Here is a 24,092-nt window from a genome sequence, read left to right as displayed (position 1 = left end):
GCTTATTGACCATTCGCTTTGATTGGATCGGGCCCGGCAGGCTGCGGGGCGACTTTGAGATTGGGGCGAACGCGCTGGATGCCTTCGGTTACGACCTTTTCCCCTTCACTCAGTCCGGCAGAAATCATCGCGACGGCGGCCGTCGACTGGCCAAGTTGAATTCGCCGCTGGGTTACGACATTGTCAGCGCTGATAACGTAAACGTAATCGCCCTGCTGATCGGACAAGACCGCTGACCTTGGAATTGCCAGAGCGACGACCGGCTCGACGCCCTCGACGAGAGCAGTGACGAATTCTCCATCAATCAACGGGCGAAGCGATTCATTTCCAGACTTGCGAAGCGGATTGGGAATGGTTCCCCGTACCGTGACGGTGTCCGTATTGGTTGCGACCGAAGGATCGACGTAATCAAGCTTCCCTTTTTCAGCGTAGAGAGTGCCGTCCGGCAGGCGGATACGAAGAACAACCGCGTCGAAGCCTCCCTTTGACGCGTACATTCGCCCGAGTTCAAGCAACGTCGGCGATGGGACCGGAAATGTCACATACATTGGGTCTTGGCTGACGATGGTGGTCAGCGTGCCCGAAGTCGGTCCCACGATATTTCCGACCGTGACGGCGATGCGTCCAACCTTACCGTCGATTGGCGATCGGATGGTGGTATAGCCGAGGTTGATCTCGGCCGTCTTTTGCTGCGCTTGGGCGCCGAGCATCTGGGCTTCATAAGATTGCTGCTGTGCGAGCGCACTATCGACGCTCGATTGCTGGCCCGCGGGGCTGGACAAAAGTTTTTTATAGCGCTCCGTGGTCAAAACGGCGTTGCGAAGGAGCGCATGGAATTGATCGACAGATGCCTTCGCGCTTTCAACGGCCGCTTCATAGGGCGGCTTTTCTAGCTGATAAAGAATGTCTCCCTTCTTGACTTCTGTGCCCTCCTTGAACGGCGCTTCCTCAAGTTCCGCAGAAACACGCGCGACGACATTCACCTTATTGACGGCTTCGATGCGCCCGATGAACTCCTGTATTTGCGTGACCGGCTTCTTTTCAGCAACGACATAGCCGACGACCGGCGGACTACCCGGGACCTGCGCAAATACAGGGGAAGCGAGAAAAAAGACGAAGCTTGCCGCCGCAAATTGCTTGGCAAACCTCAATGCTATTGCTGACGTCATTCGTGGTCCTCAATTGTTCGTAGACACAGCTAAATCTCGAGCTTTTGTCTGGGAGATGGGTTGTTCTTCAAGACCCGGCGGCGCCTTCATCCATTTAAAACCGAGGCGTCCCGAGCGATAACCGACATCATAGAGTGCTCGCATGTATTTTTGATCGAACGGCGCCGGACTTTTCATTTCGAAGTTTGCGGGGATAGCTGCGAGATTGAAGTCCATGTGATCGCGCTTGGCGGTCGCATAGATGCGGTAGAGATCGCCGAGGCCTTCGTTCTTGATGAGCGTTGAGATCGAGCGCCCCGTAATGGATAGCGTGTTCGCCTCCACGGGTTGCCACTCGGGACTTATCTTGCCATTTCGGATGATGAAAACCCGTCTGGCCAATGGCTTTGATCCTAGTCCGGCACTTTTGAGCGACAAAGAAGGCGGTGCCACAAACACCTGCTGGGTCACGCCACCATCGACATGCATCTCGTCATACGTCCTGCCGTCCGCACGGACTTGAATGTGCACAGGGGGAAAGACGCCGGGAATAGAGGCGGAGGCCAATAAGACATTCCGAAACAAACCAAGAGCTTCAGGATTATCACTCATCGCAATGCGTCCCATGTCCCAAAGCACTGGACGCTGCGCATCGAGGTTCGTTGTTCCGACCAAGAGGATGCGCCCCTTAGCCCGCTCACGGGCAACTTCACGCAGGAACTTCTTGTCGACATATCTGGCGATAAGACGCGCAAGAGGAGAACTGTCAGCTAAAGCCGGGCCCCCAACCAACCCGGATATGACGTTTTTCGTGAAGATGTCCTGTTGCGTATACTTGGTGAAAATATCTTGGAGCTCAGCATCCTTCCGCCGTCCAAGAAATACGAACGGAGCGATCAGCGCCCCTGCGCTCACACCTGTGACGAGATCGAAATCGGGCCTCGTGCCAGCATCACTCCAGCCAACCAAAAGTCCTGCTCCGAATGCACCATCGTCGGCACCGCCCGATATAGCAGCGATATTGATGACAGGACGTTCGCCCTGACGCGTGCGCGATTGCATGAGGGCTTGCATTTTGGGAGCCTCCGCCCGCACCAGCTGCCGCAGAGATTCCTCAGACGCATCTCCCCAAATGCGAACACCTTCCATTCCACTTAGATGAGCTTCGTCGACTAGCGTCTCTGGAACGGTGATGCGAGGAAGCGTCGCTGCGCAACCAGCATTGAGAAAAGCAAGAAGCATCGCGGCCAAAAGCAACGTAGCGTGCACTACGAACCTGCTCCGGTCACCTTTGCTCTCCCCCCTCGAAAACATCGCCTACCTCAATCGCAATGGTCTTCGAACTCTGGATGGCAGGACCACGTCCCTTGTCCCATACGCCTTCAAGAACACATCGACACCGGCCTTGGCCCGCCGCCGGATCTCTTGGGAAGAGAGGTGAGATTCGACCCCGAAAAGAGCTTTGAGTTCCGTATCCCGACCTACCAGTGCCATAAACTGACCAGCTGCGAGGAAGGGATCGGCCAATTCAAGATTGCCGCTTTGCGCCTGCTCGCGAAGGTATAGCGCCACCGTCTCCTGCGCTCGGAGCGCACCAGCCTCGTAAACGGAAGGACCGAAGTCCGGAAACCGCGTGGTCTCGGTGAGCGTCAAGCGATAGAGGCCAACGAATTTGGGGCGGACCAAGAGATCAAGAGTGTGCTCGGCAAACGCAATTAGTGTCTCGCGAACACTCGTGCGTCGGCTCGACTTTGCCAAGGGCGCCAAGAACTCATCTACGAGATTGTCAATGATGGCGCGAAATAGCGCCTCCTTGCTCTCGAACTGATTGTAGATCGTCTGGCGCGAGACATCAGCCGCCTCAGCGATGATCTCCATGCTAGCGCCGTCGTACCCATACGAGACAAAGAGATCTGCCGCTGCGTCCATGATCGCATCGCGTTTGCTTGCGTGAATTTTTTGTTTTCTGCGCATCTCGGATCAAACCATCAAACAGACGCATGCTTATTTTTTAGATTGGACTGTAAAGTCCAAAATTGTGGCAAAATAGCGAACCCCTTTGCGCCGACGGCCGGCACGTTCAAGCGCACCGCCATCGGCCGCCAGACAATGTGAGCCTCGTTGGAGTGAAGCCGCTAGCGTAGTCCAGAAGCTCCAGCCACAGCGCTTCAACATGTCCTGGACATCGCGGGAAGTGTCCTGCATAGCATCAGGGCGGTACCGCGCGTACAGCAGGCGGGACCTCGACGACCGGTGGATCGGAGCGCCTTATGTAAGGACCGGCGCATAGCGGAATGAGTAGCGCCCTCGCCATTCGCGGATGCCGAGGTTTGCGGAAATTCACAATCGGGAGCACTTGGTGCAGCGACATCTTTCCGCCAGATGCATCTCGAAATATTCCTCGCCGTAATCGTAGGAAAGCTCTTCGCCGGGCGCGATGTCGCGGAGGGCAAAGACATATACGCGACGCTTGTGGATATCGACCTCACAATTCGGCGCGCAGGAGTGGTTGATAAAGCGCGCTGTATTCGCCGGTATGTTCCCGTCGATCATGCTCCTCTCGCTCGTCCAGAAAAGGTATTTTCCGCGATTCTCTTTCATCTGTTTGGCTGTGGCAGGGCGTCCGAGATATTCGACGACGCATGATCCTTTAGGTATGCGTTCCTCAGCGAAAAGACCTCTGCCGCTGAACGACCGGCGGATAGCAAGACGAAAGTGTGCAGGCACGAAGCGTCGCGTCATGGCGGAGGATGCCCTGCTCTGTTTTCTGGCAAGCAGCGCCATATTCCGAGCGTGGGAGTAGCATCAAGCGGAAAGTTGATGTGCCGCATCAATCCCTTGCTGAATCGGCATTTCTGGATTCGTCGATTTCGATGGCAACGTAGGCGCCAAGACCCATGTTCCGCCGCGCCATCCACGGAGGACACGTCTGGGGGATGTCTTGCACACGATGATGAGTTGCAAACCACTGCCGTCCTCGAGGACGCCGAGGATGGTTGCCTTGGTAATGGCATTTGCGGCGAGGCCAAGTAGTTTGGCGGTTCGCGCCTTGACCCACGTGCCGGGTCTGTTGGTGGAGAGGGATTCCTCCTATAGTTATTGATTTTATTTACTTTTTTCCAGCTCCCCGGATTAGTCCACAAATCAGTCCACAAACGAGCGCATGATGCGCACTTATCGCTCCAAATCGAAGGTTGGCCTGTCGCACCGGCATCTCGACATTGCCGCTTTATCCCAAAAGCGGTCATTTTGGTTTCCAAGCAAGTCATCATCACCGGTTACAGCAATGAGGGTACGGGTCTCACCTGGTTCACTATTGGTGTTATGAGATGCGTCGATGAGACTATTCTGCGTGCTCATCACGCCCATGTTTAGTTCTACGCGGCGGACTCGGTGTAGTTTGATGAGCTGAGGAGCGTGCTCGAAAAACAAGGGTATCAGGCACGCTTCGAGAGCCAGTTTTTTTTGGAAAACGTCATATGCTTCGAAGCGACGCTGAAAGCGCCGGCGCCTCCTCGCCATCCTGAACGAAACAAAGGCGATCTCGTAGGAGACGGCGAACATTGATGCGGCGGGAGGAACAAACGCTGGAGTCGACTTCAGCAGGATCTGCTACGAAATCCCGTGCTTCCTGCCAGTCTGATCGGCGCAGCCGTTCCACGCATGCAAACGCTACTGAGGTGTGATCGTTATCGTCAGCGTGTCAGCATAGGGTCCCGCCACCAGTGTTTTGCTGTTGAGCTGGGGGACAACGGACACAGATAGCGTTCCTGACGGAAGGCTCCCGGATGTGGACGCCGGACTGCCTGATTCTTGCGCGCCAGTCGCGGGATTGGTTGCAGTATCGATCGAGGCAGAGGCGCCCGAGAAGCTCGCCGACGCACTGTAATTTATGAAATTCTGGAGACCTGCTGCCGTGCTCGCTGTCGTCACGCCGCCATTCTGTGAGGTGAGCTGCAGTGACGACGGTGTATTGCAGACAGCATTGGCGTAGGACTTGTTGATCACGGCTGTCACCACTTGTCCGCCTGCTGTTATCGGAATCGTGGCGGTGTCTGCAGCGGGGTGAAACACGCCGCCGATAGTGCAGGACTTGGCAACTTGCCCTGTGACGGTGAATGTTTGGCTCGAAACCTGTCCCTGCAAGAGGCCAGCGAGTGTGCTGGAGAAAACGCGAACTGTCAGGTTGTCGAGGTAACTGCCGGCCTGCTGAGGATCGATCGGTTGAGCGAGCGCCCACACTGTTCCTGAGACGGAAAAAGTGGCGATGCTCAAGGTGGACGCGGGAAAATTTAAAAGCAGTGAGTTCGACTGGGCCGGAAGTCCACTGCCGGTGTAAAGCAGACTATTGCCTCCGGAGGACGCCGACTGCAGCGTATACGGCATCGAGGCTAAGCCGCCTGACGTAAGCGCCATCGATGCGGGCAAAGAAGAGCGGTTGAAGGCGACGGCGATCGCGCAGCCGCCGGCGAGGTCTCCCAGTGCGGCGAGATATGTGCCGCTCACAGTGATCGTGAGAGATTGCGGACTTGGCGCATTCGGCGGGGAATACGTTCCCGTGCTGATGCTCAGAGGGCTGACCGAAGAGGAAAGAATTGCGCAGACCGCCTGAGCTTGTTGCGATCCACATGCGCAGGCAATCGCTATCGCGAAGCTAAGAAATGCCGAGCGGGATGTCGCTTTGATTGTCATTTTGGATGGAGCGTTCCCGCTTTGAATAGGCCCTTCGTTCCCGGCGGAACGTCGAGGACAAATGTTGTCGGCGTTCCGTCGGTTTGCATTTCGATAAGCCAGCCTCCAGGCGCTAAACCGTCGGCACCGAAACGTCCGGCCGCATTCGTAAAAATCGTTACGGTTTTCTCGGGGTGATCGAACGATCGCGCGACACCGCTCACCAGCGAAACCGGCTCTCCGTTCGCAAAAACGAGCGTTCCATAGGCCGACACGGAGTAGTCCGAGCCAACTTCGAGGGCGTAACCGGCTTTGAACGGAGCAAATGTATCGAAAGCCGCAGCGCCGAGGCTGTATCCAGCCGGTAAATTATCCGCGTCCACGGGAATGGTGAAAGGCGCATAAGCCGGTAGCGACGTTACCAAGGCCGGTCCCCATTGATCCGCGATCGCCTTGATATTGTCGTTATCGCCGACGGTGATGTCATTGTTCTCTATTGACGGATGAGGATAGACAATCGCGAACGCGTCTCCGGTTATAGGAGCTCCGATAGCGATCTTACCGTCTGCAAAAGCAATCGCCGTACCTACTTGTAAAGATGTTCTCTCTGGTCCCGGCTCAACGTCAAAGTTCGAGTACGAGATGCCTTCAAAGCCGGAATTCTGAATGATCCTTACTTGCCCACGGTTGCCATAATAACCCGCGCTCGCGCTCACGGACGCCTGGGCGTTGTAGTCGCTATGCTGAACATAGACGCTCGTGTCCCAGCGACCGAGGCCGTTGCCCTGGCTGCGATAAGCCGAAACATCAGTCTGTGTATCAATCGAGTCGTAGCCGGCAGTAACACTTGTAAAATCGTCGGGCCTATCAAATAGACGGACGCCGATGCGGAACTCGGGGCTGGGATCGCGCACGCGCTCGAGAGTAGCCAAGAAGGTTTCGTTGGAAACACCGATGGTCAAGCTGCCCGAAAGTGATCGGGTCAGCGGACGGGAGAACGTCACGTCGGCGCCATACCGATCAGTGTTCCAGTCATAGATCGATTGGCCGAATTCTGCGTTGTTGACGAAATGGTAGCGCGCGGAGAGCGCCATGGTCGTCTCGTTGCTGACGGGAGCTGACCACGTCGCGCTGAGGTTCAGCCAATAATTCCATTCGGGAAAGAGAATGCCGGTGTCTGCTGTGTTGATGTCGCCGGGAGAGTGAAAATGAGGACTGCGATACTCGCTCGAGAAGCGAAAGCTTTCACCGCTGGCGGCAAGTAGGCCCGCAAAGTTTACGACGCTCCAGTCCAACCCGAATGCTGCGCCTATTCCGGGCTGTCCTGCCGACATCGCGGTGCGCAGATTTACAAGGCCGATGCTGGTATCGACCAAAGCGCCTGTTCCAGCCATCGCGACGTATTTGTTTGCCTGAATGTCGCCCTCAGCAGTCACTCCGTCGTAGATGCCATAACGAAAATAGCCACTCGCCATGTAAAGGTCTGGAAGGTAATCCCGGCTTTCGTCGCGCAAGTATGATGGTAGCCCTCCTGTGAGGCCCCATTCGCTTTTTCCGCGAGCCAGCAGGCTGGCGTCGAAGAATGCGGTAAATCGTACGGTTCGTTGCAAGCCTGCGTCGTTGGTGATGACGACATCGATATTGTTCGCACCCGTTGCCAATTGAAGATCGCGGAGATTGTATCTTCCTGGGTCCAGGCGGAGCTGTTGTTGAACGATTCCGTTGACGATTATCTCGACTTTGGAGGGCTGATTGATTGTGAAAGAGCCACCTCCTGCTGGTTCCAACGTATCCCCTGGCGTCAGCTTGCGACTGGATTTCTCAAACGAGAAGCCAAGAAGCTCGGGAGACTGCTGAAACCCGATGCCGAGCGGTTCGACATCGCCAAGCTCGGAGCGAATTCGCTCGGCAGGCATATCATAAACCAAGCGGGACATTTGGCGCTTGAAGCCGGGGGTATGCTGATAGGTGCAGATAGCCTGCGTCGGGCAGACGTTGACATCGACGGTTCCCGTCAGCACGCCGCTATTCTCGAACACGAACTGACCAATTCGTACGGCAGAGTTCATTTCTAGCCTGCCGCTTGTATCGCCCCCCTCATGCGCCGGATAGCTCGTCTCCCACTGATGGTCGAGGCTCGCATAGAGGTTCACATAGCCCGACGTGCGAGCCGGCTCGGCAAGCGTTGAGCTCAATGGCGCGCGACGCTGTTTCCCCAAAGAGATATCGGTCGTGGCCAACTGCACAACGCGCGGTTTGAACTGCAGTTCTTGCAAGGAGCGATCAAAACGAATGTCAAACCCAGCCGCTTCCACATCGGTCAGCGCGATAAAGTACCCCTTAGATGGAATGGCAGCCAAATCTTCGCGGGATTTCCCGTCGAGCAGAGTTGCCAGCATCGACATTATCGCGGAGCGGTTGATCAGCAGCGTGTCATCCGGATTAATTCGTATCGCGATGTCGCCCAGTTCTTTTCCATTGGTCGTGAGCGGCACCTCCATATCGATGGCTTTTCCTGTCGAGTTCAGGAGAGAAGAGATGGGCTTCGCGTATTCTACGGCGCCTGCGGTCGTGGCACTCACGGCGAACGTACTACTCAGCATCACTACCAGGGTAATCTGCAGGGGCAGCAGCGATACGTACTGAAATATCCTTTGTCTCTTGCCGGTACTCCGCGAGAATGGGGCTGCCGCAGACATGACGCATGCCTAGCGTCGAGGATCGAATTGAAGTCTGCACTGCACTGAGGTCGCGCCTGGTGGCAGGGGAACGGGCAATACGAAGCGTCGCCGATGGCCAGGCTGTACCAAACCGATACCTATGAACTGCGCGAGTTCACCGCTCGATATTGTGTCAGACCAACTCCCACTCGATACTTGGACAACGGATTTCGGAAATAACGCATGGACGTTCGTCGGGTTTTCCACGGTGATGGCGGGATAACGTCGGCCGCCTTTGTCGGTTACGATGCTGTTGCCGACGACATTCAGCGCGGGCTGGCCTCGCGGAGGAGCGACGTTCACCATGACTCCAACGCTGAAAACCAGTTGGACGTCGTGACGGCTCCCCGAGAGTTTGACTGGAATTTGATTGACGTAGAAAAAGTAACTCTCGCTTTTTTCGAGCAGTGGCTCTCCTAACCATTGAAGACGAAAATTTTGCGTGGCGCCGGGAGGGATCAGCGCTTGCGGGGGCATTACAAGAAACTCGTCACCCGCGTTGGAAAGGTGCGGCACGCCACGTGGATCGAGGTTTGCTCTTTTGACGACGATCTCGACGGGAAGCGGAACTTCGCTGTCGTTGACGACGGTGATCACGCTGCGGCTTAGCCGTCCGGTCGACGACATTTCGATCTGCATCGGTGTAACCGTCATCGCGAAGGACGGCGGGATCCCGCAGAATAGAAAGAAAAGATAGGCAGCAAAGCGCCAGCCGGGAAATCGCATTGAGTGCGCCCTATCATCGTCGTTCGATTTTTTTTACTGAAATGACGCGACTGGAATGCGCTTATTGAGGTGTCAAAAGTACCGTCAGAAGGTCTGAGTATGTCCCGCCAACGAGCGAGGATGAATTGGCTGCTGGATTAATGGTGACTTGGAGGGAGCCGGATCCCGCCGACACGGGTTGTGCCGTCCCGGACTCCGTTCCGGTTGCCGTGGGAATTGTAGCTGTGTCGATGGTCGCCGTCGCGCTGTTCCAGGTCGCTGACGCTTGATAGTCGATAATGTTGGTGTAGCCGGAAGGCGGGGTCGCAGTATTTTTTACGCCACCATTTTGAGACGTCAGTTGGATCGTCGAGGGAGCATTGCAGATTACATTCGCATAGGGCGCGTTAGCCGGAGTGATGGCTCCGGTCACGACATTGCCCGACGCATCAATCGGTATCGTGGCTGTATCGAGAGTGCCGGTCGACGCCCCGTTGATGGTGCAAGCCTTATTGACCGTCGCCGTAATTTGGATTTGCTGTTGCGCGGCCTGGGAAAAGGCCGGGCTAACAGCTGCCATCACCCCAACGGCGAAGACCCAAAATCGGATGGTGAGCATAATTGTCACCTTGAAATGTATAAAAATGCGATTCGATTACCATTAGAGGTTGCGATTGAACGCTTAACGGCGGGTTAATGCCTTTTTTAGGCGGCCCGAAAAGCTATGCCCGACCTTCATATCAACCGCGGTCTTGATGGGATCACAAGTCGTCAAGGGCAGGAGCGGTCTCACGCGATCTGCACTTCATGTCCGCTTTCTCGGCATCACAACGGTATCGATATGACCGCCTTAGGTCAGAAGCGGTAGTTGCCGGAACTCACTGCCACTTCTGCTAATTTTCAGAAGCAGACATAAAGTTCTCGCTCAGGAATTCGTACAATTTCCTAGAAGCGGTTTAGGCCCGTGGGGAGACATGTATGCCAGAGCCGCTTTGCCGAGATAGCGTTCATCGGCGGAGCGCGTCAGCAGGTATTTTCGCAGTTTTTGCGGATGTCTGCTTTGGCTAAAGACCGGCCTTCTGCTTCGTTCTCAATGCAAGCAGATTCCCTTGATAGCTGGCCAGGGCACATAGATGGTCGCAAATCCGGCTAGGGCTAAGGCCATGCCAGCTGCGAACCGCACAGGCCATTTGGCGTTTATCGTGCGCAGGAAGGTCAAACCACTCGCGGCAGCAAAGACAGCCGGTAATGTGCCAAGCCCAAATCCGGTCATGAATAGAAATCCGTGAAGGGCAGAGCCTGTCAGCGAAGAAAAGAATACCGCCCCGTAGAGCATCGGACAGGCATTGAGCCCCCACGCGACGCCTAACACGTATGGTCCGGCCGTTCGCCTCGTTCTGAGTGGCGCAGCGATCGTATCAAACCCTTGGGCGAGGTAAGACACTCCGCGTTCCAGGAAAGAAAGACGTGGCATAGCACCGGCAAGAACAAGCCCCATCCAGATTAGAGAGACGGCGGCGGCCCATTGCATGATCTCGAAGCTTATTCCGCCTCGGCGTGCTGCAAGTCCGGCGCCGATCGCGCCTCCGACTGCGCCTAAGGTTGCGTACGTCGTGATGCGGCCAGCCTGCATGATGGCCAATTGCCGATATCGCTCTTTGGGTGTCGGTGCGTCGAGCAGCAGCAACGCGCCGCACGCTATGCCACCGCACATCGCCGCACAATGAAGAGCGCTCACAAGCCCGAATGCGAACCCCGATATGAGCAGCGACTCAGGCATGGCGGTCCGTAGGTTTTTCCTGCATGGCCGTGTTCGCAGGCTCTCCATCATCCAGGGCGCGCCAACCGGCACCCTCCAGATCTTCGAACTGGCCGTTGCGCAGCGCCCATAAAAAACCGCCAAGTCCCATGAGACCGAGCGTCAATGCTGCCGGTATAAGCCACGCGAGAGATGTCATGCGCTCCTCCTGACTGGCCGCAGACGAAGTTTCTTTGTCCTGAGACGGAGCGCGTTTGTGGTTACGACGATCGACGATGTCGACATAGCGAGCGCAGCGACCAAGGGCGTCACATGTCCGAGCATCGCAATTGGAACGAAGACTGCGTTGTACCCAATCGCGATCGCAAAATTTTGAAAAGCCATTCGGCGTGCCGCCTGCGCAACCTTCAGTGTTTCGATAATCGGGCCCAAGCGATCGCCTTGAAATACGGCATCTGCCGCCGCCTGACTGATATCCATGGCCGAGGCGGGCGACATTGAGGCATATCCCGCCGCCAGTGCGGGGGCATCGTTCAGTCCATCACCAACCATCAGAGTTTTGTGACCATTCGCGCGCAAATCGGCGATGCGCTGAAGCTTCTCGGATGGGCGCAGCGCTCCCTGCCAATCGGTTACTTCGCACGCAGCCGCGGCACGCGCGACGGCTTGCGGCCGGTCGCCTGACAGCAATTCGACGGCATAGCCGGCATCTCGCAGTGTTTTGACCGTCTCACGCGCGTCGGGCCGAATGCGATCGATGAAACGGAAGCCGATCACCGCTTCATCGGCAGACCTATACCAGAGAGAGGCCTCGACATTCTGATTGATAGCGGCGCCGGCCCAATGCGCCGAGCCGAGCCGCTCTTCGTGTCCGTCCCCGACATATGAAAGCCCGGAGCCCGGAACCTCGCGGACGCCCTCGATCGCGTTGATGGCGATCCCGCGGTCACGCGCGGCGCGAACGATGGCTTGCGCATAGGGATGTCGGCTCGCAGCTGCGAGTGAAGCAACGCGAGCCAGAAGGCCAGACTCGATATTCTGGTCGTCGGCCAGCGCGATCTGCTCGAGTGTCAACGTACCCGTCTTGTCGAAGACCACGCTGTCGATTTCGCTCATCCGCTCGAGACCATCGGCCGCCTTCACGATGACGCCGCGACTGAAGAGCCTGCTGATCGCCGCGACCTGAACCGCAGGCACCGCGAGCGCCAACGCGCACGGACACGTTATGATCAACACCGCGATGGCGTGAGTGAGCGAAACTTCCCATCCGCTTCCAAGCATCATCCATATCGTGAACGTCAATAGCCCGAGAACGTGAACGGCTGGTGCGTAGAGCTGAGCCGCCCTGTCGGCGAGCCGCACATAGCGACCGCGGCTTTGCTCGGCCGAGAGCATCAGGCGGCCGATTTCGGCGAGCAACGTGTTCTCATCGGTGACGCTGACACGAATGTGCAAAGTTCCGCCGCCGTTGACGGTGCCGGCGTGAACGTGAGCGCCCAATGTAACGCTCCTGGGTACGGTTTCGCCGGTGATCAAACTCTCGTCGACTTCGCTGACACCTGAGGCAACGATGCCGTCGGCAGGGATACGCTCTCCAGCGGCGACGGCGACGCGCATACCAGGCAAAAGGGTGCGTGCGGGAAGCAAGCGCACCGAGCCGTCTTCGGAAACCACGGTCGCGCTCATGGCACGAAGGCTCAGCAGATTTTCTGCGGCCCCTCTGGCGCGCATGCGCATGCTTTCGTCAAGCGCCCGGCCGATTAAAAGGAAGAAGACGAGTGTCATCGCGGCATCGAAATAGACCTGGTCGGAGCCGCGTATCGTCTGAAATAGGCTCATAGCCGTCGCGAGGATGATACCGAGAGTGATCGGCACATCCATGTTGAGGCGACTGGCGCTCAGGGCCGAGAAAGCCGAGCGAAAAAATGGCTGCCCGGCATAAGCGATGGCCGGCAGGGCTATAAGCGCTGATACCCAATGAAAGAGATCGCGGACCGAGCTGTCCATGTCGGACACTTCGCCCGACCAGACAGATACCGACAGCAACATGATATTGGCCGCCGCGAAGCCTGCAACGCCGAGACGGGGAATGAGCTCGCTCGTTCGCCCTCGCGATGCGGATGTTTCGGCGCCTTCGACAAGCTCCGCGGCTGTGTAGCCTACGGCCTTTAACGCCGCGACGAGATCAGACACATCGGGACTCGAGCCGTCCGTCTGACGGCGGAGAGTGACAGTGACGCGGCGCAGAGCGAGGTTGGCTCGGGACGCTGAAACGCCTCGAACGCTTCTCAGCGCCGTCTCTACGGTGTGGATGCATGTTCCGCAGACGATATCCGGGACAGACAACGTTATCGTCTCGACGTTCGCCGTTGTGTTATCAGCCGGCGCGCGTCGTTGCGGCGATAGTGAATTGATCAGGGCTGCTTCCATAGCCGCACCTTGGATCGATAAACGACGCTACGATGAGCAGCGTCACCCTGGCTGGCGAACAGGGAAATGTCCCAGTTACCTTCGGCCAAATTCGGCAATGTGACCGTGTAGCCTCCCTCCCCCGCCGCGGCGAGAACGAGATTGCGATCCGCGACGTCCGTGGCGGGACGGCCGATGCTTCCGCTGATTTGCAGATCGTCGATGCTGCGTCCCTCGCGATCTTTCAGCGTGACACTGAAGACACCGGTGGCGCTGTCGAATTTTGTTGCTTCCGTCCAACCGAGCTCATCCTGCCGGCGCTCGTCGGCGATGCGCTGGTTGTAACGCAGGCCCGTCCGGTAAGCGTCAGGCGTGTCGCCTCCGAAGGTCGAAATGGCATCGTAGATCATCACGCTGTCGACCGCAGTGACGGTGACAAAGAAGGCGATCATGCCGAAAAGCACGTGCCAGCCATTGATCCCACTTCGTACGGGAAGGGCTTGTTTCATGGCAGCTCGTTTCATGACGGTGGCCCGCTGAACGTCGTTGAACGTGAAGTTGTGTGACCTGTTGCGGTGTCCGTCACAGTAATCGTGATGGGTGTCGAATCTCCTTTGAGTTCTCTCCGTTCCGATGGCTCGATCAAGACGAAGAACTTCACCGCCCGAACCTCCGCGGGTTTGACGTCGATCACTGGGTCCTGTTCGTCGAATTCCACGAACTGGAGCTGGGCTCTCTCAAGACCTAAAACGGAAATTTTGAAATGCCGTGTCGCTTGGAGCTTGTTGGTGATCTTCACCGTATAACCATCGCGCAGACCGCCGTCGCTCAGCGTAACGAACAGCGGATTGCGATCGGGCGCGACGCTTAGCTGTGTATCGGCGCGATTGAGCAGCGACCAGACCATCAGGCCTCCGACTGCAACAATCAGGACCGAATAGAGGATCGTTCGCGGCCGTACGATCCTCCATCCGTCACGAGGACCTTTGGTAGCGTTCGCAAGGTTGGCAGCCGTCGTATAGGCGATCAATCCGCGCGGACGACCCACGCGATCCATGATCTCGTCGCATGCATCTATGCATAGCGCGCATTGAATACACTCGAGCTGCGCACCGTCGCGGATGTCAATGCCCGTCGGACAGACGGCGACGCAAGCCTTGCAGTCGACGCAGTCGCCCCTCCCTTCCCAGCTTTCATCGCGCTTATGTGATCCGCGCGGCTCGCCGCGAACCTCGCGATACGAAATGAAGAGGGAATCGTGATCTAGCATTGCTCCTTGGATGCGTGGCCACGGGCACATGTAGATACAGACCTGCTCCCGCGCAATGCCACCAAGTATATAAGTCGTGAAGGCGAACACGCCGACAAAAGCATATGCTATTGGCGAAGCAGTCCCATGCACGAGCTCGACCGCGAGCGTCGGCGCGTCGCGAAAGTAAAAGACGAAAGCCCCTCCTGTTGCGATAGCAACGAACCCCCAGGTCAGATGCGTCGCCGCTTTCTTCCAGAGCTTTTCGAATGACCAGCCGCTCTGATCGAGACGCAGGCGCGCATTGCGGTCGCCCTGCCAGAACCGCTCGACAGCTATCATCAGATCCGTCCAGACTGTCTGCGGGCAGGCATATCCGCACCACATGCGCCCAGCGATTGCGGTTACAAGAAAAAGCGAGAGGGCCGAGATAACGAGCAGCCCCGTCACATAATAGAATTCCTGCGCCCAGATCTCGATCGGTCCGAACAGCAGGCGCTGATTGGCAAAGTCGAGCAGAAAAGCTTGATTAGGAAGGCCCGGTCCACGATCCCATCTGAACCACGGCAACATGTAATAAACGCCGAGCGTGAGCCCTAAGGCGACCCATTTAATGGCGCGGAATGTGCCGTGCGCTTCCTTCGGATATATCTTTCGATGTGATGCGTAAGCGCTTGTCTTGGACGCGGCAGCTTTCGCGCCGGACGATCCGTTGTCCGTATCAGCTATGGACTTGTTATGCCCACCCATCATCGTCATTTGGGCGCCTCATGGCCCTCTTTCTTATGTTCGGCCTCGCCCTCGTCGTCTTTTTTCGGCTCGGGTTTTCCGCCACCGAGCGAATGGACGTAGAGCGCGACCATCTTGATATCCACGGGATCCACGCGACCGTTCCACGCCGGCATCATGCCGCCACGGCCGGTCTCGATGCTACGCACGACCGCTTGCTGGCTGCTGCCATAAAGCCAGATAGCATCGGTTAGATTCGGCGCACCGACGTCGGTGTTGCCTTTGCTGTCGGTACCGTGACACGCCGCACAGTTGTCTGCGAATAGCGCACCACCTCGCGAGGCGGCCGCGGCATCGACATCAAGATGCGAGAGCGAACGAACATAATTGGCGAGGTCGCTGATCTGAGCTGGCTCGAGGATCTTGTCGAGGCCGAACCGTGGCATAGCCGTATCGTGGGTTTCGGGATCGCCGGACCTTGCGCCGTGCGTAATCGTCTTTTGGATGCTTTCAAGATCGCCGCCCCACAGCCAATCGTCATCGTTGAGATTGGGATACCCAATGGCGCCTTGCGCACCACGACCGTGGCATGGGGCGCAGTTGTCGCCAAAAATCGCGGCGCCGCCATCGCGAGCGAATTCGAATAGCTCGGGATTCTTCTTTATGTCGGCAATCGGCATCGCGGCGATCGCGGCGCGATATTTATCTTGCGCTGCCTTTGCTGACGCGACGTCTTTTGCGACCTCACCGCGCTGGCTGTAACCGAACAACCCCTCCGTATAGCCATTTAGCATCGGCCAAGCCGGATAGACGAGCCAATAACCGAACGCCCAGACGATACACGCGTAGAACGTGTAGAGCCACCACCGGGGTAGCGGCTTGTTGAGCTCCATCAGGTCGCCGTCCCACACGTGTCCCGTGGTTTCGGCGCCGGTTACTTCGTCGATGCGCTTCTCGCTCGCCATGGGCTGTCACTGCTTCTCTAGCTTGTCGTCCTGATCGATTGCTGCTTTCGCCACGCGCTCAAACTTTGCTTTGTTGGACGAGCGAAACGCGTAGACGAAGGCCGCGACGAGAAGAGCCATGAAAATCGCCATCGACACGAGTTGCGAGACGACCTGTGCTTCATCGTAAGTCATGGTCTCACCGCAAGTTGGGCCCGCTGGCGTCGAATTTCGTGAAATCGACAAGCGTGCCGAGCATCTGCAGATAGGCGACGACGGCATCGAGCTCACTCGGCGGAACGTCATCGCCGGGCTGACCGTCGAACCTTCTGACCTGCGCCTTCGGATAGCGTTGAACCAGCATCTTCGCTCCGCTTGTATCGGGAGCGATCTGAGCAAGGACGTCGGCTCTTGCATTGGCGATCATGTCGTCGCTGTAAGGCACCCCGACCTCTTGCAACGTCTTCATGCGAGCGGCGATGTTGTCATAGTTGAGGGGCGTTTTTTCCAGGAACGGATAGCCCGGCATAATGGAAACGGGAACAACCGAGCGCGGATCTCGCATGTGCTCGACGTGCCAAGCGTCGGAATACTTCCCGCCAACGCGGGCGAGGTCCGGACCGTTACGCTTCGATCCCCATTGGAACGGGTGATCGTACATGCTTTCGGCGGCGAGCGAGTAATGGCCGTAACGCTCCATCTCGTCGCGCAAGGAGCGGATCATCTGGCTGTGGCAGTTATAGCAGCCTTCGCGCACGTAGATATCGCGGCCAGCGAGTTCCAACGGCGAATACGGGCGCATGCCTTCAACCTTTTCGATGGTCGACCGCAACATGAAGAGCGGTGCGATTTCGACGATGCCTCCGATAGAGACAACGACCAGCGCACCAATCAAAAGTATGAGGGAGTTCTTCTCGAAAATAGCGTGGTTCATCGTTTGCTCCCGTCACTCAGCCGGCACGGCGACGACGCCGGGACGAAGTTCGGGAGCGGCCGCCACGCCAGGCTGATCCTTGATATCGACGGGTTTGTCGCCTCTGATCGTGCGCCACATATTGTAAGCCATGATCAGGCCCCCGAGCAGGAAGAGCATTCCCCCCGTTGCACGGATCACGTAAGGCCAATGAAGGGCCTCGACCGTTTCGATGAACGAATATTTGAGGAAGCCGAGGTGATCGTAGGCGCGCCACATCAATCCCTGCGTGATGCCGGCAACCCACATCGACGAGATGTAGAGAACGATGCCGATCATCGCGAGCCAGAAGTGCCATTCGACCAAACGCATCGAATAAAGACCCTCGCGCTTCCATAGCCAGGGAACCATGCAATAGACAGCACCGAATGAGATCATGCCGACCCATCCGAGCGCGCCTGAATGCACGTGTCCGATGGTCCAATCCGTGTAATGAGAAAGCGAGTTCACGGCCTTGATCGACATCAGCGGCCCTTCGAATGTCGACATACCGTAGAACGCGACGGAGACGACGAGCAGCCGGATCACGGCGTCGGTCCTAAGACGATCCCAAGCGCCTGAAAGCGTCATCAGGCCGTTGATCATGCCGCCCCATGACGGCATCCACAGCATGATCGAGAACGTCATGCCCAGCGTCTGCGCCCACTCGGGCAGCGCCGTATAGTGAAGATGATGCGGACCGGCCCAGATATAGAGAAAGATCAGCGACCAGAAGTGTACGATCGATAGCCGATAGGAATAGACAGGCCGCTCGGCGCGCTTCGGAATAAAATAATACATGATGCCGAGGAAGCCCGCCGTCAGCAGGAAGCCGACCGCGTTATGCCCGTACCACCACTGTGTCATTGCGCCTTGAACGCCGGGGAACAGCGGATAGCTTTCCGAGCCCAACAGCGAAACCGGCAGCGACAGATTGTTGACGATATGCAGCATCGCGATCGTCACGATGAAGGCGAGATAGAACCAATTGGCGACGTAGATGTGAGGTTCTTGGCGCTTTCTGAGTGTGCCGAGAAACACGAGCAAGTACGTGACCCATACGATCGTCAGCCAGATATCGGCATACCATTCGGGTTCCGCGTATTCCTTTCCCTGCGTGATGCCGAGCACATAGCCCGAGGCGGCTATCACGATGAAGAGCTGATATCCCCAAACGACGAACCAGGGCGCCCATCTGCCGGGAAGCCGCGCGCGGCACGTTCTCTGTACGACATAAAGCGATGTTGCGATCAGCGCGTTGCCGCCGAATGCGAAGATGACGGCGGACGTGTGCACAGGTCTCAGCCGACCGAAATTCGTCCAAGGCAGATCGAGATTGAACGATGGAAAAGCCAGCTGCCATGCAAGGATATCGCCAACGAGAAAGCCTATGACTCCCCAGAACACGCAAGCAATCGTCGCGACACGAATGGGTCCGTCGAAGTAGCCCGAAACTTTTTCTTGTCGAGTGGTCGGGTAAGAAAGGATGTAAAGGGCTGCTGCTGCGCTCGCACCTAGGAGAAAAAGCCCATGCAGACGCATACCGCCATCGACACCGGCAATGGCCAAAATCAATCCAACAATCGCAAAGAGCAGAGCCGCTCCAAGAGCCGGCATGTCGTTGACGCTGGATCTTCCTCCGCCCGCCGTGTTCTCCACGGTTATCCTCCCCGCTTCCGGTCCATTGGACGCGGACGTTATTTTTGACTAGCCCATTTGCTTGATCATTCCTGCGGGATTGAGCTTTGACTTGCGTCAAAGGGGGCGGAGCCCGCTGGCAAGCTGCGTCTAAAAACTTCGCTCAGCGCAGCATCAAGAGTCGATCCTTGCCGGGCGGCACTGGCGGCTCGGTCATCGACAAAACGCGGGCCTATGCTTTGCATCACTAGAGATGCTTATCCTGTGAACCTCTGCGCTTGCCACGCTGACGAAGGTAAGTGTCTGCTGGTGAGCCCTAGTCGGACATGTCAGATCGTGACTTCCATAGCGCAAGCACGGTATGCTCCAATGCTTGGAACCGTTGCGAACCAGCGTCGCACCACTCACGACCTCGAAAACACTCGATGTCCGCAGTGAAGCAAAAAATCGATTGTCGGCGCGCCGGAAAGGCTTCCGCTTTGCCCCCGAAAGCGGAGATCCGTGTTCGTGTGAATGCCCGCTTGGTCGAGCATCAAGTCGATGTCGGCTAATGGGATGTTTTACTCAAGTGCGGTGCAGTATGCACTTGGAGCGCTTCCGTCCGCTTTCCCGGCAAAGAAAACTTGAACGCGGGAGGCTGCTTTATCCCATAAGCAGACTCTGTGGTTCGGTACTCGATGGCAGGAGTTGGCTGGCGGCTACGTCCGGTTTCTGCGCAAAATGTACACACCGGCGATTTGAGAGTTGTTTGGCTCGCACAGCTTCGTCAGAACAGATCATCGCGACCCAGAAGCGAGGCCCGTGATTTGTTCAGCGGCGTCGTTTCGTGCCTTATTGAGTCCCTGCCCCGGAGCCAGCATTGGAGGCGGCCGCGTTGAGGAGGCGAAGCCATCGGGCATTCGCGATGGCGAGCACTGCCGCTAGAACAAACGACGTGATGATCACGCCGATGATGGCGAGGGCGCGAGATCCGCTCTCGATAAGCAATCCGCATCCCACCGAGCAGAGCACCGGGATGTGTGCCAGATAAAGCGGAAACGACATCTCCCCCAACAGCCGGGCAAAACGCGTTGAGAAGTAGCTATTGACTTGCGGGCAAAGTTCGATCGCACTGATCGCAAGGATTGCAGCCGCGCAGTGGGCGTAGATCTGATTAAATTTGCCGAGCCAAGCATAGTCGTGGGAAGCGATACCAGAACATTCTTCATGCTGCAGCGACTGACTTGGGAATCGCCGCACCAGGTTCGCTGAATTTTTCGACCGCAACAACCGACCACACGCTGGTCGACGCCCCGAACACCTATTCGCAATATAATATTTCCGTCCAAGATGTCGCTTCCGCCGAGAGCCATGTGATGTCTTCGGACACGGGCAGCATCACAAGCATCATCACCAGTGCGCTCGGCATCGGTCACCTGCCGTCAAGCGATCAAACGTCCAGCGACCACTCAAGCGATCACCAGTCGTCGCTGCATATCCTGAGTGACGAACTGAACGGAAGCACTCATCACAATCTGCTCGGCTGAGTGTGAGGGGCGCCGCTACCTCGGCGTAGAGGGAATTATGTGATGGCAAGCTCAGTCGGCGGTGTCCAGACGCAGGAAAGCAGTCTCGCGACCGATAGCGAAGGCGCACAATCCGTTGTGTCTTTGCCCGGGCAGGCCCAAATGGGCGGCGGTGAACTCTCAGGCATACATCCTGCGCTTCAGCACCTGCTAAAAATCAAAAGTGAAATCGAGCGAACATTTCGCGGCACGACAATCGTGGGTTCCTGCGTGCCGCCGCCGGAAACAGCAGACCCGTTGGCGCGTTGGCGCGCGACCGCGCGGCGTACATTCGTAACGGTCGCCGTCTTCTCGGTATTCGTCAACGTCCTGATGCTGACAATGCCGATCTATCTCTTCCAGATATCTGATCGCGTGCTGACGAGCCGCAGCCTCGACACGCTGCTTATGCTGTCAGGGCTCGCCCTCGGGCTTCTGGCAACGATGTCGATGCTGGACATTCTCCGCCGCCAAATTCTTGGACGCCTGGCGGCATCCATGGAGACCATTCTGGGCGGTCCTATCCTCGCCAGCATTTTGATGAGCGCGCCCACCGGTGAAGGCGGCAACGTCCAGGCTCTCCGCTCGCTGCATCAGGTGCGTGGCTTCCTCGCAAGTCCGACGATGCTCCTGCTTTTCGATGCACCTCTTTCGCCATTCTATTTCGGCGTCATCTTCCTCATCCATCCCAGCCTCGGTGCGATCGTGCTTATTTCCGGGTTCATACTTTCCGGCATCGCCGTTCTGAACCAGACCGCAACAGCCGGTCCAATGGGAAAAGCTGGCGCATTGGCGTCGAAAGCGGACACGCACGCTGAATCGCTGGCGCGCAATGCGCAGGTCATCAACGCGATGGGCATGCTCAATGAAGGCATCTTGCATTGGGGGCGCGAGCAGGCACAGGCGCTTTCATTACAGCTTAGCGCGCACGACCGAAACTTTTGGATCAGCGGAACGTCGAAATTTGCCCGTCTCGTCACCCAGGTCGCAATTCTGGGCTGGGGCGCGCACCTTGCCCTTTCCGGAGCGCTGACGGGCGGCATGATGATCGCGGCATCGATCATCGCAGGCCGCGCATTGCAGCCGCTCGAAGGAATGATAGAGGGATGGCGTTCGCTCGTGCAGGCACGCGGTGCGTATGCTCGTGTGCGCGCGACCCTTGAAGGGCTTCGAACCGAAAAACCCAAACTTCGTCTCCCCCGCCCCGCAGGCAAGTTGACTGTCGAGCGATTGCTATACATTCCGGCTGGGACCAGGGAGCCCATACTCAACGGCATCAGCTTTGAGGTCATGCCGGGAGAATCCCTGGCGATCGTCGGGCCCGCGGGTTCGGGAAAGTCGACGCTCGCGCGTATTCTCGTCGGCTGCCAGTTTCCGACGGCGGGACGCGTCCGGCTCGACGGCACCGAGCTTCGGAACTGGGATCGACGCCAGTTCGGCGAATACACCGGCTATCTCCCCCAGGAAGTCGAACTCTTTCCGGGATCGATAAAAGAAAACATCTGCCGCCTTCGTACCGATCTGCCGGACAACGACATCTACGAAGCAGCAGCAGCCGCCGGCGTGCACGACATGGTGTGCCAATTGACGGCCGGATACGAGACTGTGCTCGACCGCAACGGAGCGCCGCTCTCCGGCGGACAAAAACAACGCATAGCGCTCGCCCGAGCATTCTTCGGCAACCCGTCCCTGATCGTGCTCGACGAACCGAACTCCAATCTCGATTCCGTCGGCGAGCAAGCCCTTGCCGACAGCATGAAGAAAGCCAAGGCACGGGGCGTCACGATGGTGTTGATCACGCAGCGTCCTGCGCTCTTGAATTCGGTCGACAAAGTTCTCGTGCTGCGCGCCGGCCGGTTAGAAGGTTTCGGATCGCCTCGAGACGTCCTGCATCGCCTTGTGAAGCAAACGGCGTCCTCAGGGCCAACACCACCATGAGCAACCCCGATTTGACCCAGCGCCACGTGTTTCTCGGCTGTCCGAGTATAGATCAATGGCACGTCACCGTGCCGCGTAGCACGCGCATGCCGATTATTGCGGGGCTGGGCATTGTAGCGGTCTGTGCGCTCGGTTTCGGCGCGTGGGCGATGACAGCGCCACTCGACGGAGCAGTCGTTACGACCGGCACATTCGTGGCCGCGGGACAAAACAAGCAAGTCCAGCATCTCGAAGGCGGAATTGTAAGCGAGGTAAAAGTCAAGGAAGGCGATTTGGTCGAGGCGGGCCAGACGCTGGTGCGGCTTGATCCGACGCCAGCAATGGCGAAACTTCGTATGCTGACGCTTAGAAAATATCGCCTGGTAACGACGCAGGCTCGCCTCGAAGCTGAACTCGCCGGCAAGGCGACATTCCAATTGCCCTCAACTGTCACGATCGACCGCAACGATCCCGAAGTTCAAACCATTCTCACGCACCAACAGCTTGAACTCGATGCCCGTCGCGACCGGATGAACTCCGAGGAAGCGGTGCTGCGCAAGGAAATCGCAGGATTGCAAGAAAGCATCTCCGGCTACGAGGCTCAGATCTCCTCGACCAAAAAACGACTGAGCATATTCGGGGAAGAACTGAAGGATAAAAATGCCCTCCTCGACCGCGACCTTATTCGCCGGACGGAAGTCTTCTCGGTTCAGCGCGACGAGGCGGCGTTGAATGGTGAACTGGGCGGACTGATCGGCCGCGTCGCCGACAGTCGCCAGCAGATCGCACGCGCCGAGCAACAGATCGCGTCGATCCGCTCCACGGCAACGCAGAAATCCGTCGAAGAACTGCGCCAGGCCGAATCCGACCTGGACGATATTACGGAGCAGATCAGGTCCGCGACCGACGTCGTACAGCGGACTGACGTTAAAGCCCCTGTCCGCGGGATCGTCGTAAAGCTGAACCAGCATACGCCAGGCGGCGTTGTGCCAGCCGGCGGAACGATCTTAGAACTCTTGCCGGTGAACGATGACCTCATCATCGAAAGCCGGGTCAGTCCCGATCAGGTCGTGCACGTCAAAGAGGGACAGCCGGCAACAGTACGGCTCTCGGCGCTGAATCAGCGCGTCACTCCGATGATCGACGGCCGCGTTGTCTATCTCTCCGCAGATACCATTTCGGACAGGCCTGATCTCGTCACACAAACACCCTCCGTGACCGATCACGGCTCGTTTGTCGTTCGCGTGAAGCTTGATGAAGGAGATGCGGCAAGGAAGCTACCGAACTTCAAGCCAACTCCAGGCATGCCGGTCGACCTCTACATTCGAACCGGCGAACGCACGTTCTTTGACTACATCATGGAGCCAGTGATGGACAGCTTCTCCCGCGCGTTCCGCGAGAAGTGATCGGATTGGGCCCGTTCACTTGCATTCCGAATCCCAGCTGCCCGTGGCCGAAATATCGAATCATGGTGCGGGCTTCAATCAAATCTCAACCGCCATTCTTAATGACGAAGCCGCTCGGCAGAGTACATAGTTTAACCACCAGAGATTCATGACCTTGTCCGACGTCGGGCAGAGAAGTCCCGTTGGACGTTTTGATCTATGCTGGTGCTCTTTTCAGCCCAGGGTTTTATGTCTGAGTTTCGGCGAATGACCGACTTCTCGGGATTCCAAAAACTCTCGGGCGGAACATGACTCCATGACC

21 protein-coding genes are annotated in these 24,092 nt (G+C 57.4%); 3 read left to right on the top strand and 18 right to left on the bottom strand.

All coding sequences use genetic code 11. The features are described from left to right. Nucleotides 1–2 precede the first annotated feature (2 nt). The 18 genes from RLW41_RS19325 to RLW41_RS19240 form a co-directional block, all read right to left on the bottom strand. Nucleotides 3–1,169, bottom strand: coding sequence for an efflux RND transporter periplasmic adaptor subunit (locus RLW41_RS19325; protein WP_414462532.1), 1,167 nt, complete (start codon nt 1,167–1,169; stop codon nt 3–5). A gap of 9 nt (nt 1,170–1,178) precedes the next feature. Next, nucleotides 1,179–2,390, bottom strand: coding sequence for a patatin-like phospholipase family protein (locus RLW41_RS19320; RefSeq protein ID WP_414464614.1), 1,212 nt, complete (start codon nt 2,388–2,390; stop codon nt 1,179–1,181). 75 nt (nt 2,391–2,465) lie between these two features. Continuing rightward, nucleotides 2,466–3,077, bottom strand: a complete 612-nt coding sequence (locus tag RLW41_RS19315) for a TetR/AcrR family transcriptional regulator (protein WP_409563138.1) — start codon at nt 3,075–3,077, stop codon at nt 2,466–2,468. A gap of 411 nt (nt 3,078–3,488) precedes the next feature. Then, a complete protein-coding gene (locus tag RLW41_RS19310) occupies nt 3,489–3,932 on the bottom strand; it encodes an SET domain-containing protein (RefSeq protein ID WP_414462531.1) in 444 nt (147 codons plus the stop codon). Between the two features lie 888 nt (nt 3,933–4,820). Next, nucleotides 4,821–5,840, bottom strand: coding sequence for a hypothetical protein (locus RLW41_RS19305; RefSeq protein WP_414462530.1), 1,020 nt, complete (start codon nt 5,838–5,840; stop codon nt 4,821–4,823). Continuing rightward, on the bottom strand, nt 5,837–8,518 hold the full coding sequence (locus tag RLW41_RS19300) for a fimbrial biogenesis outer membrane usher protein (protein WP_414462529.1): 2,682 nt from the start codon (nt 8,516–8,518) through the stop codon (nt 5,837–5,839). Before RLW41_RS19300 ends, RLW41_RS19305 begins: the two co-directional genes overlap by 4 nt. Before the next feature lie 9 nt (nt 8,519–8,527). Beyond that, complete coding sequence (locus RLW41_RS19295; RefSeq protein WP_414462528.1) at nt 8,528–9,265, bottom strand: molecular chaperone; 738 nt, start codon at nt 9,263–9,265, stop codon at nt 8,528–8,530. 61 nt (nt 9,266–9,326) lie between these two features. Next, complete coding sequence (locus RLW41_RS19290) at nt 9,327–9,863, bottom strand: hypothetical protein (protein ID WP_414462527.1); 537 nt, start codon at nt 9,861–9,863, stop codon at nt 9,327–9,329. Nucleotides 9,864–10,334: 471 nt separating this feature from the next. Next, nucleotides 10,335–11,024: a sulfite exporter TauE/SafE family protein gene (locus tag RLW41_RS19285; RefSeq protein WP_414462526.1), complete on the bottom strand. Its 690-nt coding sequence runs from the start codon at nt 11,022–11,024 to the stop codon at nt 10,335–10,337. After that, on the bottom strand, nt 11,017–11,202 hold the full coding sequence (gene ccoS, locus RLW41_RS19280; RefSeq protein WP_414462525.1) for a cbb3-type cytochrome oxidase assembly protein CcoS: 186 nt from the start codon (nt 11,200–11,202) through the stop codon (nt 11,017–11,019). Before ccoS ends, RLW41_RS19285 begins: the two co-directional genes overlap by 8 nt. Then, a complete protein-coding gene (locus RLW41_RS19275; protein WP_414462524.1) occupies nt 11,199–13,433 on the bottom strand; it encodes a heavy metal translocating P-type ATPase in 2,235 nt (744 codons plus the stop codon). The genes ccoS and RLW41_RS19275 overlap by 4 nt, the downstream gene beginning before the upstream one ends. Continuing rightward, nucleotides 13,418–13,921: a FixH family protein gene (locus RLW41_RS19270; RefSeq protein WP_414462523.1), complete on the bottom strand. Its 504-nt coding sequence runs from the start codon at nt 13,919–13,921 to the stop codon at nt 13,418–13,420. The genes RLW41_RS19275 and RLW41_RS19270 overlap by 16 nt, the downstream gene beginning before the upstream one ends. 11 nt (nt 13,922–13,932) lie before the next feature. Next, nucleotides 13,933–15,420 carry a cytochrome c oxidase accessory protein CcoG gene (gene ccoG, locus RLW41_RS19265; RefSeq protein WP_414462522.1) on the bottom strand — a complete coding sequence of 496 codons (1,488 nt, stop codon included), beginning with the start codon at nt 15,418–15,420 and terminating at the stop codon, nt 13,933–13,935. Beyond that, entirely contained in the window at nt 15,417–16,355 is a 939-nt protein-coding gene (gene ccoP / locus RLW41_RS19260) for a cytochrome-c oxidase, cbb3-type subunit III (RefSeq protein ID WP_414462521.1), read from the bottom strand. Before ccoP ends, ccoG begins: the two co-directional genes overlap by 4 nt. Before the next feature lie 6 nt (nt 16,356–16,361). After that, nucleotides 16,362–16,529 carry a cbb3-type cytochrome c oxidase subunit 3 gene (locus RLW41_RS19255; RefSeq protein WP_414462520.1) on the bottom strand — a complete coding sequence of 56 codons (168 nt, stop codon included), beginning with the start codon at nt 16,527–16,529 and terminating at the stop codon, nt 16,362–16,364. Nucleotides 16,530–16,533: 4 nt separating this feature from the next. After that, nucleotides 16,534–17,268 (bottom strand): cytochrome-c oxidase, cbb3-type subunit II, encoded by a 735-nt coding sequence (ccoO, locus tag RLW41_RS19250; protein WP_414462519.1) that lies wholly within the window; start codon nt 17,266–17,268, stop codon nt 16,534–16,536. A gap of 12 nt (nt 17,269–17,280) precedes the next feature. After that, nucleotides 17,281–18,903 carry a cytochrome-c oxidase, cbb3-type subunit I gene (ccoN, locus tag RLW41_RS19245; protein ID WP_414464613.1) on the bottom strand — a complete coding sequence of 541 codons (1,623 nt, stop codon included), beginning with the start codon at nt 18,901–18,903 and terminating at the stop codon, nt 17,281–17,283. 852 nt (nt 18,904–19,755) lie between these two features. After that, entirely contained in the window at nt 19,756–20,193 is a 438-nt protein-coding gene (locus RLW41_RS19240; RefSeq protein WP_414462518.1) for a hypothetical protein, read from the bottom strand. 86 nt (nt 20,194–20,279) lie between these two features. On the opposite strand from RLW41_RS19240, the gene RLW41_RS19235 reads away from it, so the two are divergent. From RLW41_RS19235 to RLW41_RS19225, 3 genes are read left to right on the top strand one after another with little or no spacing between them, the layout of a single operon-like run. Next, on the top strand, nt 20,280–20,450 hold the full coding sequence (locus RLW41_RS19235; RefSeq protein ID WP_414462517.1) for a hypothetical protein: 171 nt from the start codon (nt 20,280–20,282) through the stop codon (nt 20,448–20,450). 42 nt (nt 20,451–20,492) lie between these two features. Further along, complete coding sequence (locus tag RLW41_RS19230) at nt 20,493–22,406, top strand: type I secretion system permease/ATPase (protein ID WP_414462516.1); 1,914 nt, start codon at nt 20,493–20,495, stop codon at nt 22,404–22,406. Continuing rightward, nucleotides 22,403–23,791: an HlyD family type I secretion periplasmic adaptor subunit gene (locus RLW41_RS19225; protein ID WP_414462515.1), complete on the top strand. Its 1,389-nt coding sequence runs from the start codon at nt 22,403–22,405 to the stop codon at nt 23,789–23,791. Before RLW41_RS19230 ends, RLW41_RS19225 begins: the two co-directional genes overlap by 4 nt. Nucleotides 23,792–24,092: the final 301 nt, after the last annotated feature.

Origin of the sequence: Hyphomicrobium sp. DY-1, from assembly GCF_047497105.1 — a bacterium.
Classification (GTDB): domain Bacteria; phylum Pseudomonadota; class Alphaproteobacteria; order Rhizobiales; family Hyphomicrobiaceae; genus Hyphomicrobium_B.
This window is presented reverse-complemented; position numbering and strand designations above follow the sequence as displayed.

Excerpts from the sequence above, each read along its gene's own strand:
- RLW41_RS19325 (WP_414462532.1), bottom strand. The coding sequence starts at position 1,169 with ATGACGTCAGCAATAGCATTGAGGTTTGCCAAGCAATTTGCGGCGGCA.
- RLW41_RS19320 (WP_414464614.1), bottom strand. The coding sequence starts at position 2,390 with ATGCTTCTTGCTTTTCTCAATGCTGGTTGCGCAGCGACGCTTCCTCGC.
- RLW41_RS19315 (WP_409563138.1), bottom strand. The coding sequence starts at position 3,077 with ATGGACGCAGCGGCAGATCTCTTTGTCTCGTATGGGTACGACGGCGCT.
- RLW41_RS19310 (WP_414462531.1), bottom strand. The coding sequence starts at position 3,932 with ATGGCGCTGCTTGCCAGAAAACAGAGCAGGGCATCCTCCGCCATGACG.
- RLW41_RS19305 (WP_414462530.1), bottom strand. The coding sequence starts at position 5,840 with ATGACAATCAAAGCGACATCCCGCTCGGCATTTCTTAGCTTCGCGATA.
- RLW41_RS19300 (WP_414462529.1), bottom strand. The coding sequence starts at position 8,518 with ATGTCTGCGGCAGCCCCATTCTCGCGGAGTACCGGCAAGAGACAAAGG.
- RLW41_RS19295 (WP_414462528.1), bottom strand. The coding sequence starts at position 9,265 with ATGCGATTTCCCGGCTGGCGCTTTGCTGCCTATCTTTTCTTTCTATTC.
- RLW41_RS19290 (WP_414462527.1), bottom strand. The coding sequence starts at position 9,863 with ATGCTCACCATCCGATTTTGGGTCTTCGCCGTTGGGGTGATGGCAGCT.
- RLW41_RS19285 (WP_414462526.1), bottom strand. The coding sequence starts at position 11,024 with ATGCCTGAGTCGCTGCTCATATCGGGGTTCGCATTCGGGCTTGTGAGC.
- ccoS (WP_414462525.1), bottom strand. The coding sequence starts at position 11,202 with ATGACATCTCTCGCGTGGCTTATACCGGCAGCATTGACGCTCGGTCTC.
- RLW41_RS19275 (WP_414462524.1), bottom strand. The coding sequence starts at position 13,433 with ATGGAAGCAGCCCTGATCAATTCACTATCGCCGCAACGACGCGCGCCG.
- RLW41_RS19270 (WP_414462523.1), bottom strand. The coding sequence starts at position 13,921 with ATGAAACAAGCCCTTCCCGTACGAAGTGGGATCAATGGCTGGCACGTG.
- ccoG (WP_414462522.1), bottom strand. The coding sequence starts at position 15,420 with ATGACGATGATGGGTGGGCATAACAAGTCCATAGCTGATACGGACAAC.
- ccoP (WP_414462521.1), bottom strand. The coding sequence starts at position 16,355 with ATGGCGAGCGAGAAGCGCATCGACGAAGTAACCGGCGCCGAAACCACG.
- RLW41_RS19255 (WP_414462520.1), bottom strand. The coding sequence starts at position 16,529 with ATGACTTACGATGAAGCACAGGTCGTCTCGCAACTCGTGTCGATGGCG.
- ccoO (WP_414462519.1), bottom strand. The coding sequence starts at position 17,268 with ATGAACCACGCTATTTTCGAGAAGAACTCCCTCATACTTTTGATTGGT.
- ccoN (WP_414464613.1), bottom strand. The coding sequence starts at position 18,903 with ATGCCGGCTCTTGGAGCGGCTCTGCTCTTTGCGATTGTTGGATTGATT.
- RLW41_RS19235 (WP_414462517.1), top strand. The coding sequence starts at position 20,280 with ATGTCTTCGGACACGGGCAGCATCACAAGCATCATCACCAGTGCGCTC.
- RLW41_RS19230 (WP_414462516.1), top strand. The coding sequence starts at position 20,493 with ATGGCAAGCTCAGTCGGCGGTGTCCAGACGCAGGAAAGCAGTCTCGCG.
- RLW41_RS19225 (WP_414462515.1), top strand. The coding sequence starts at position 22,403 with ATGAGCAACCCCGATTTGACCCAGCGCCACGTGTTTCTCGGCTGTCCG.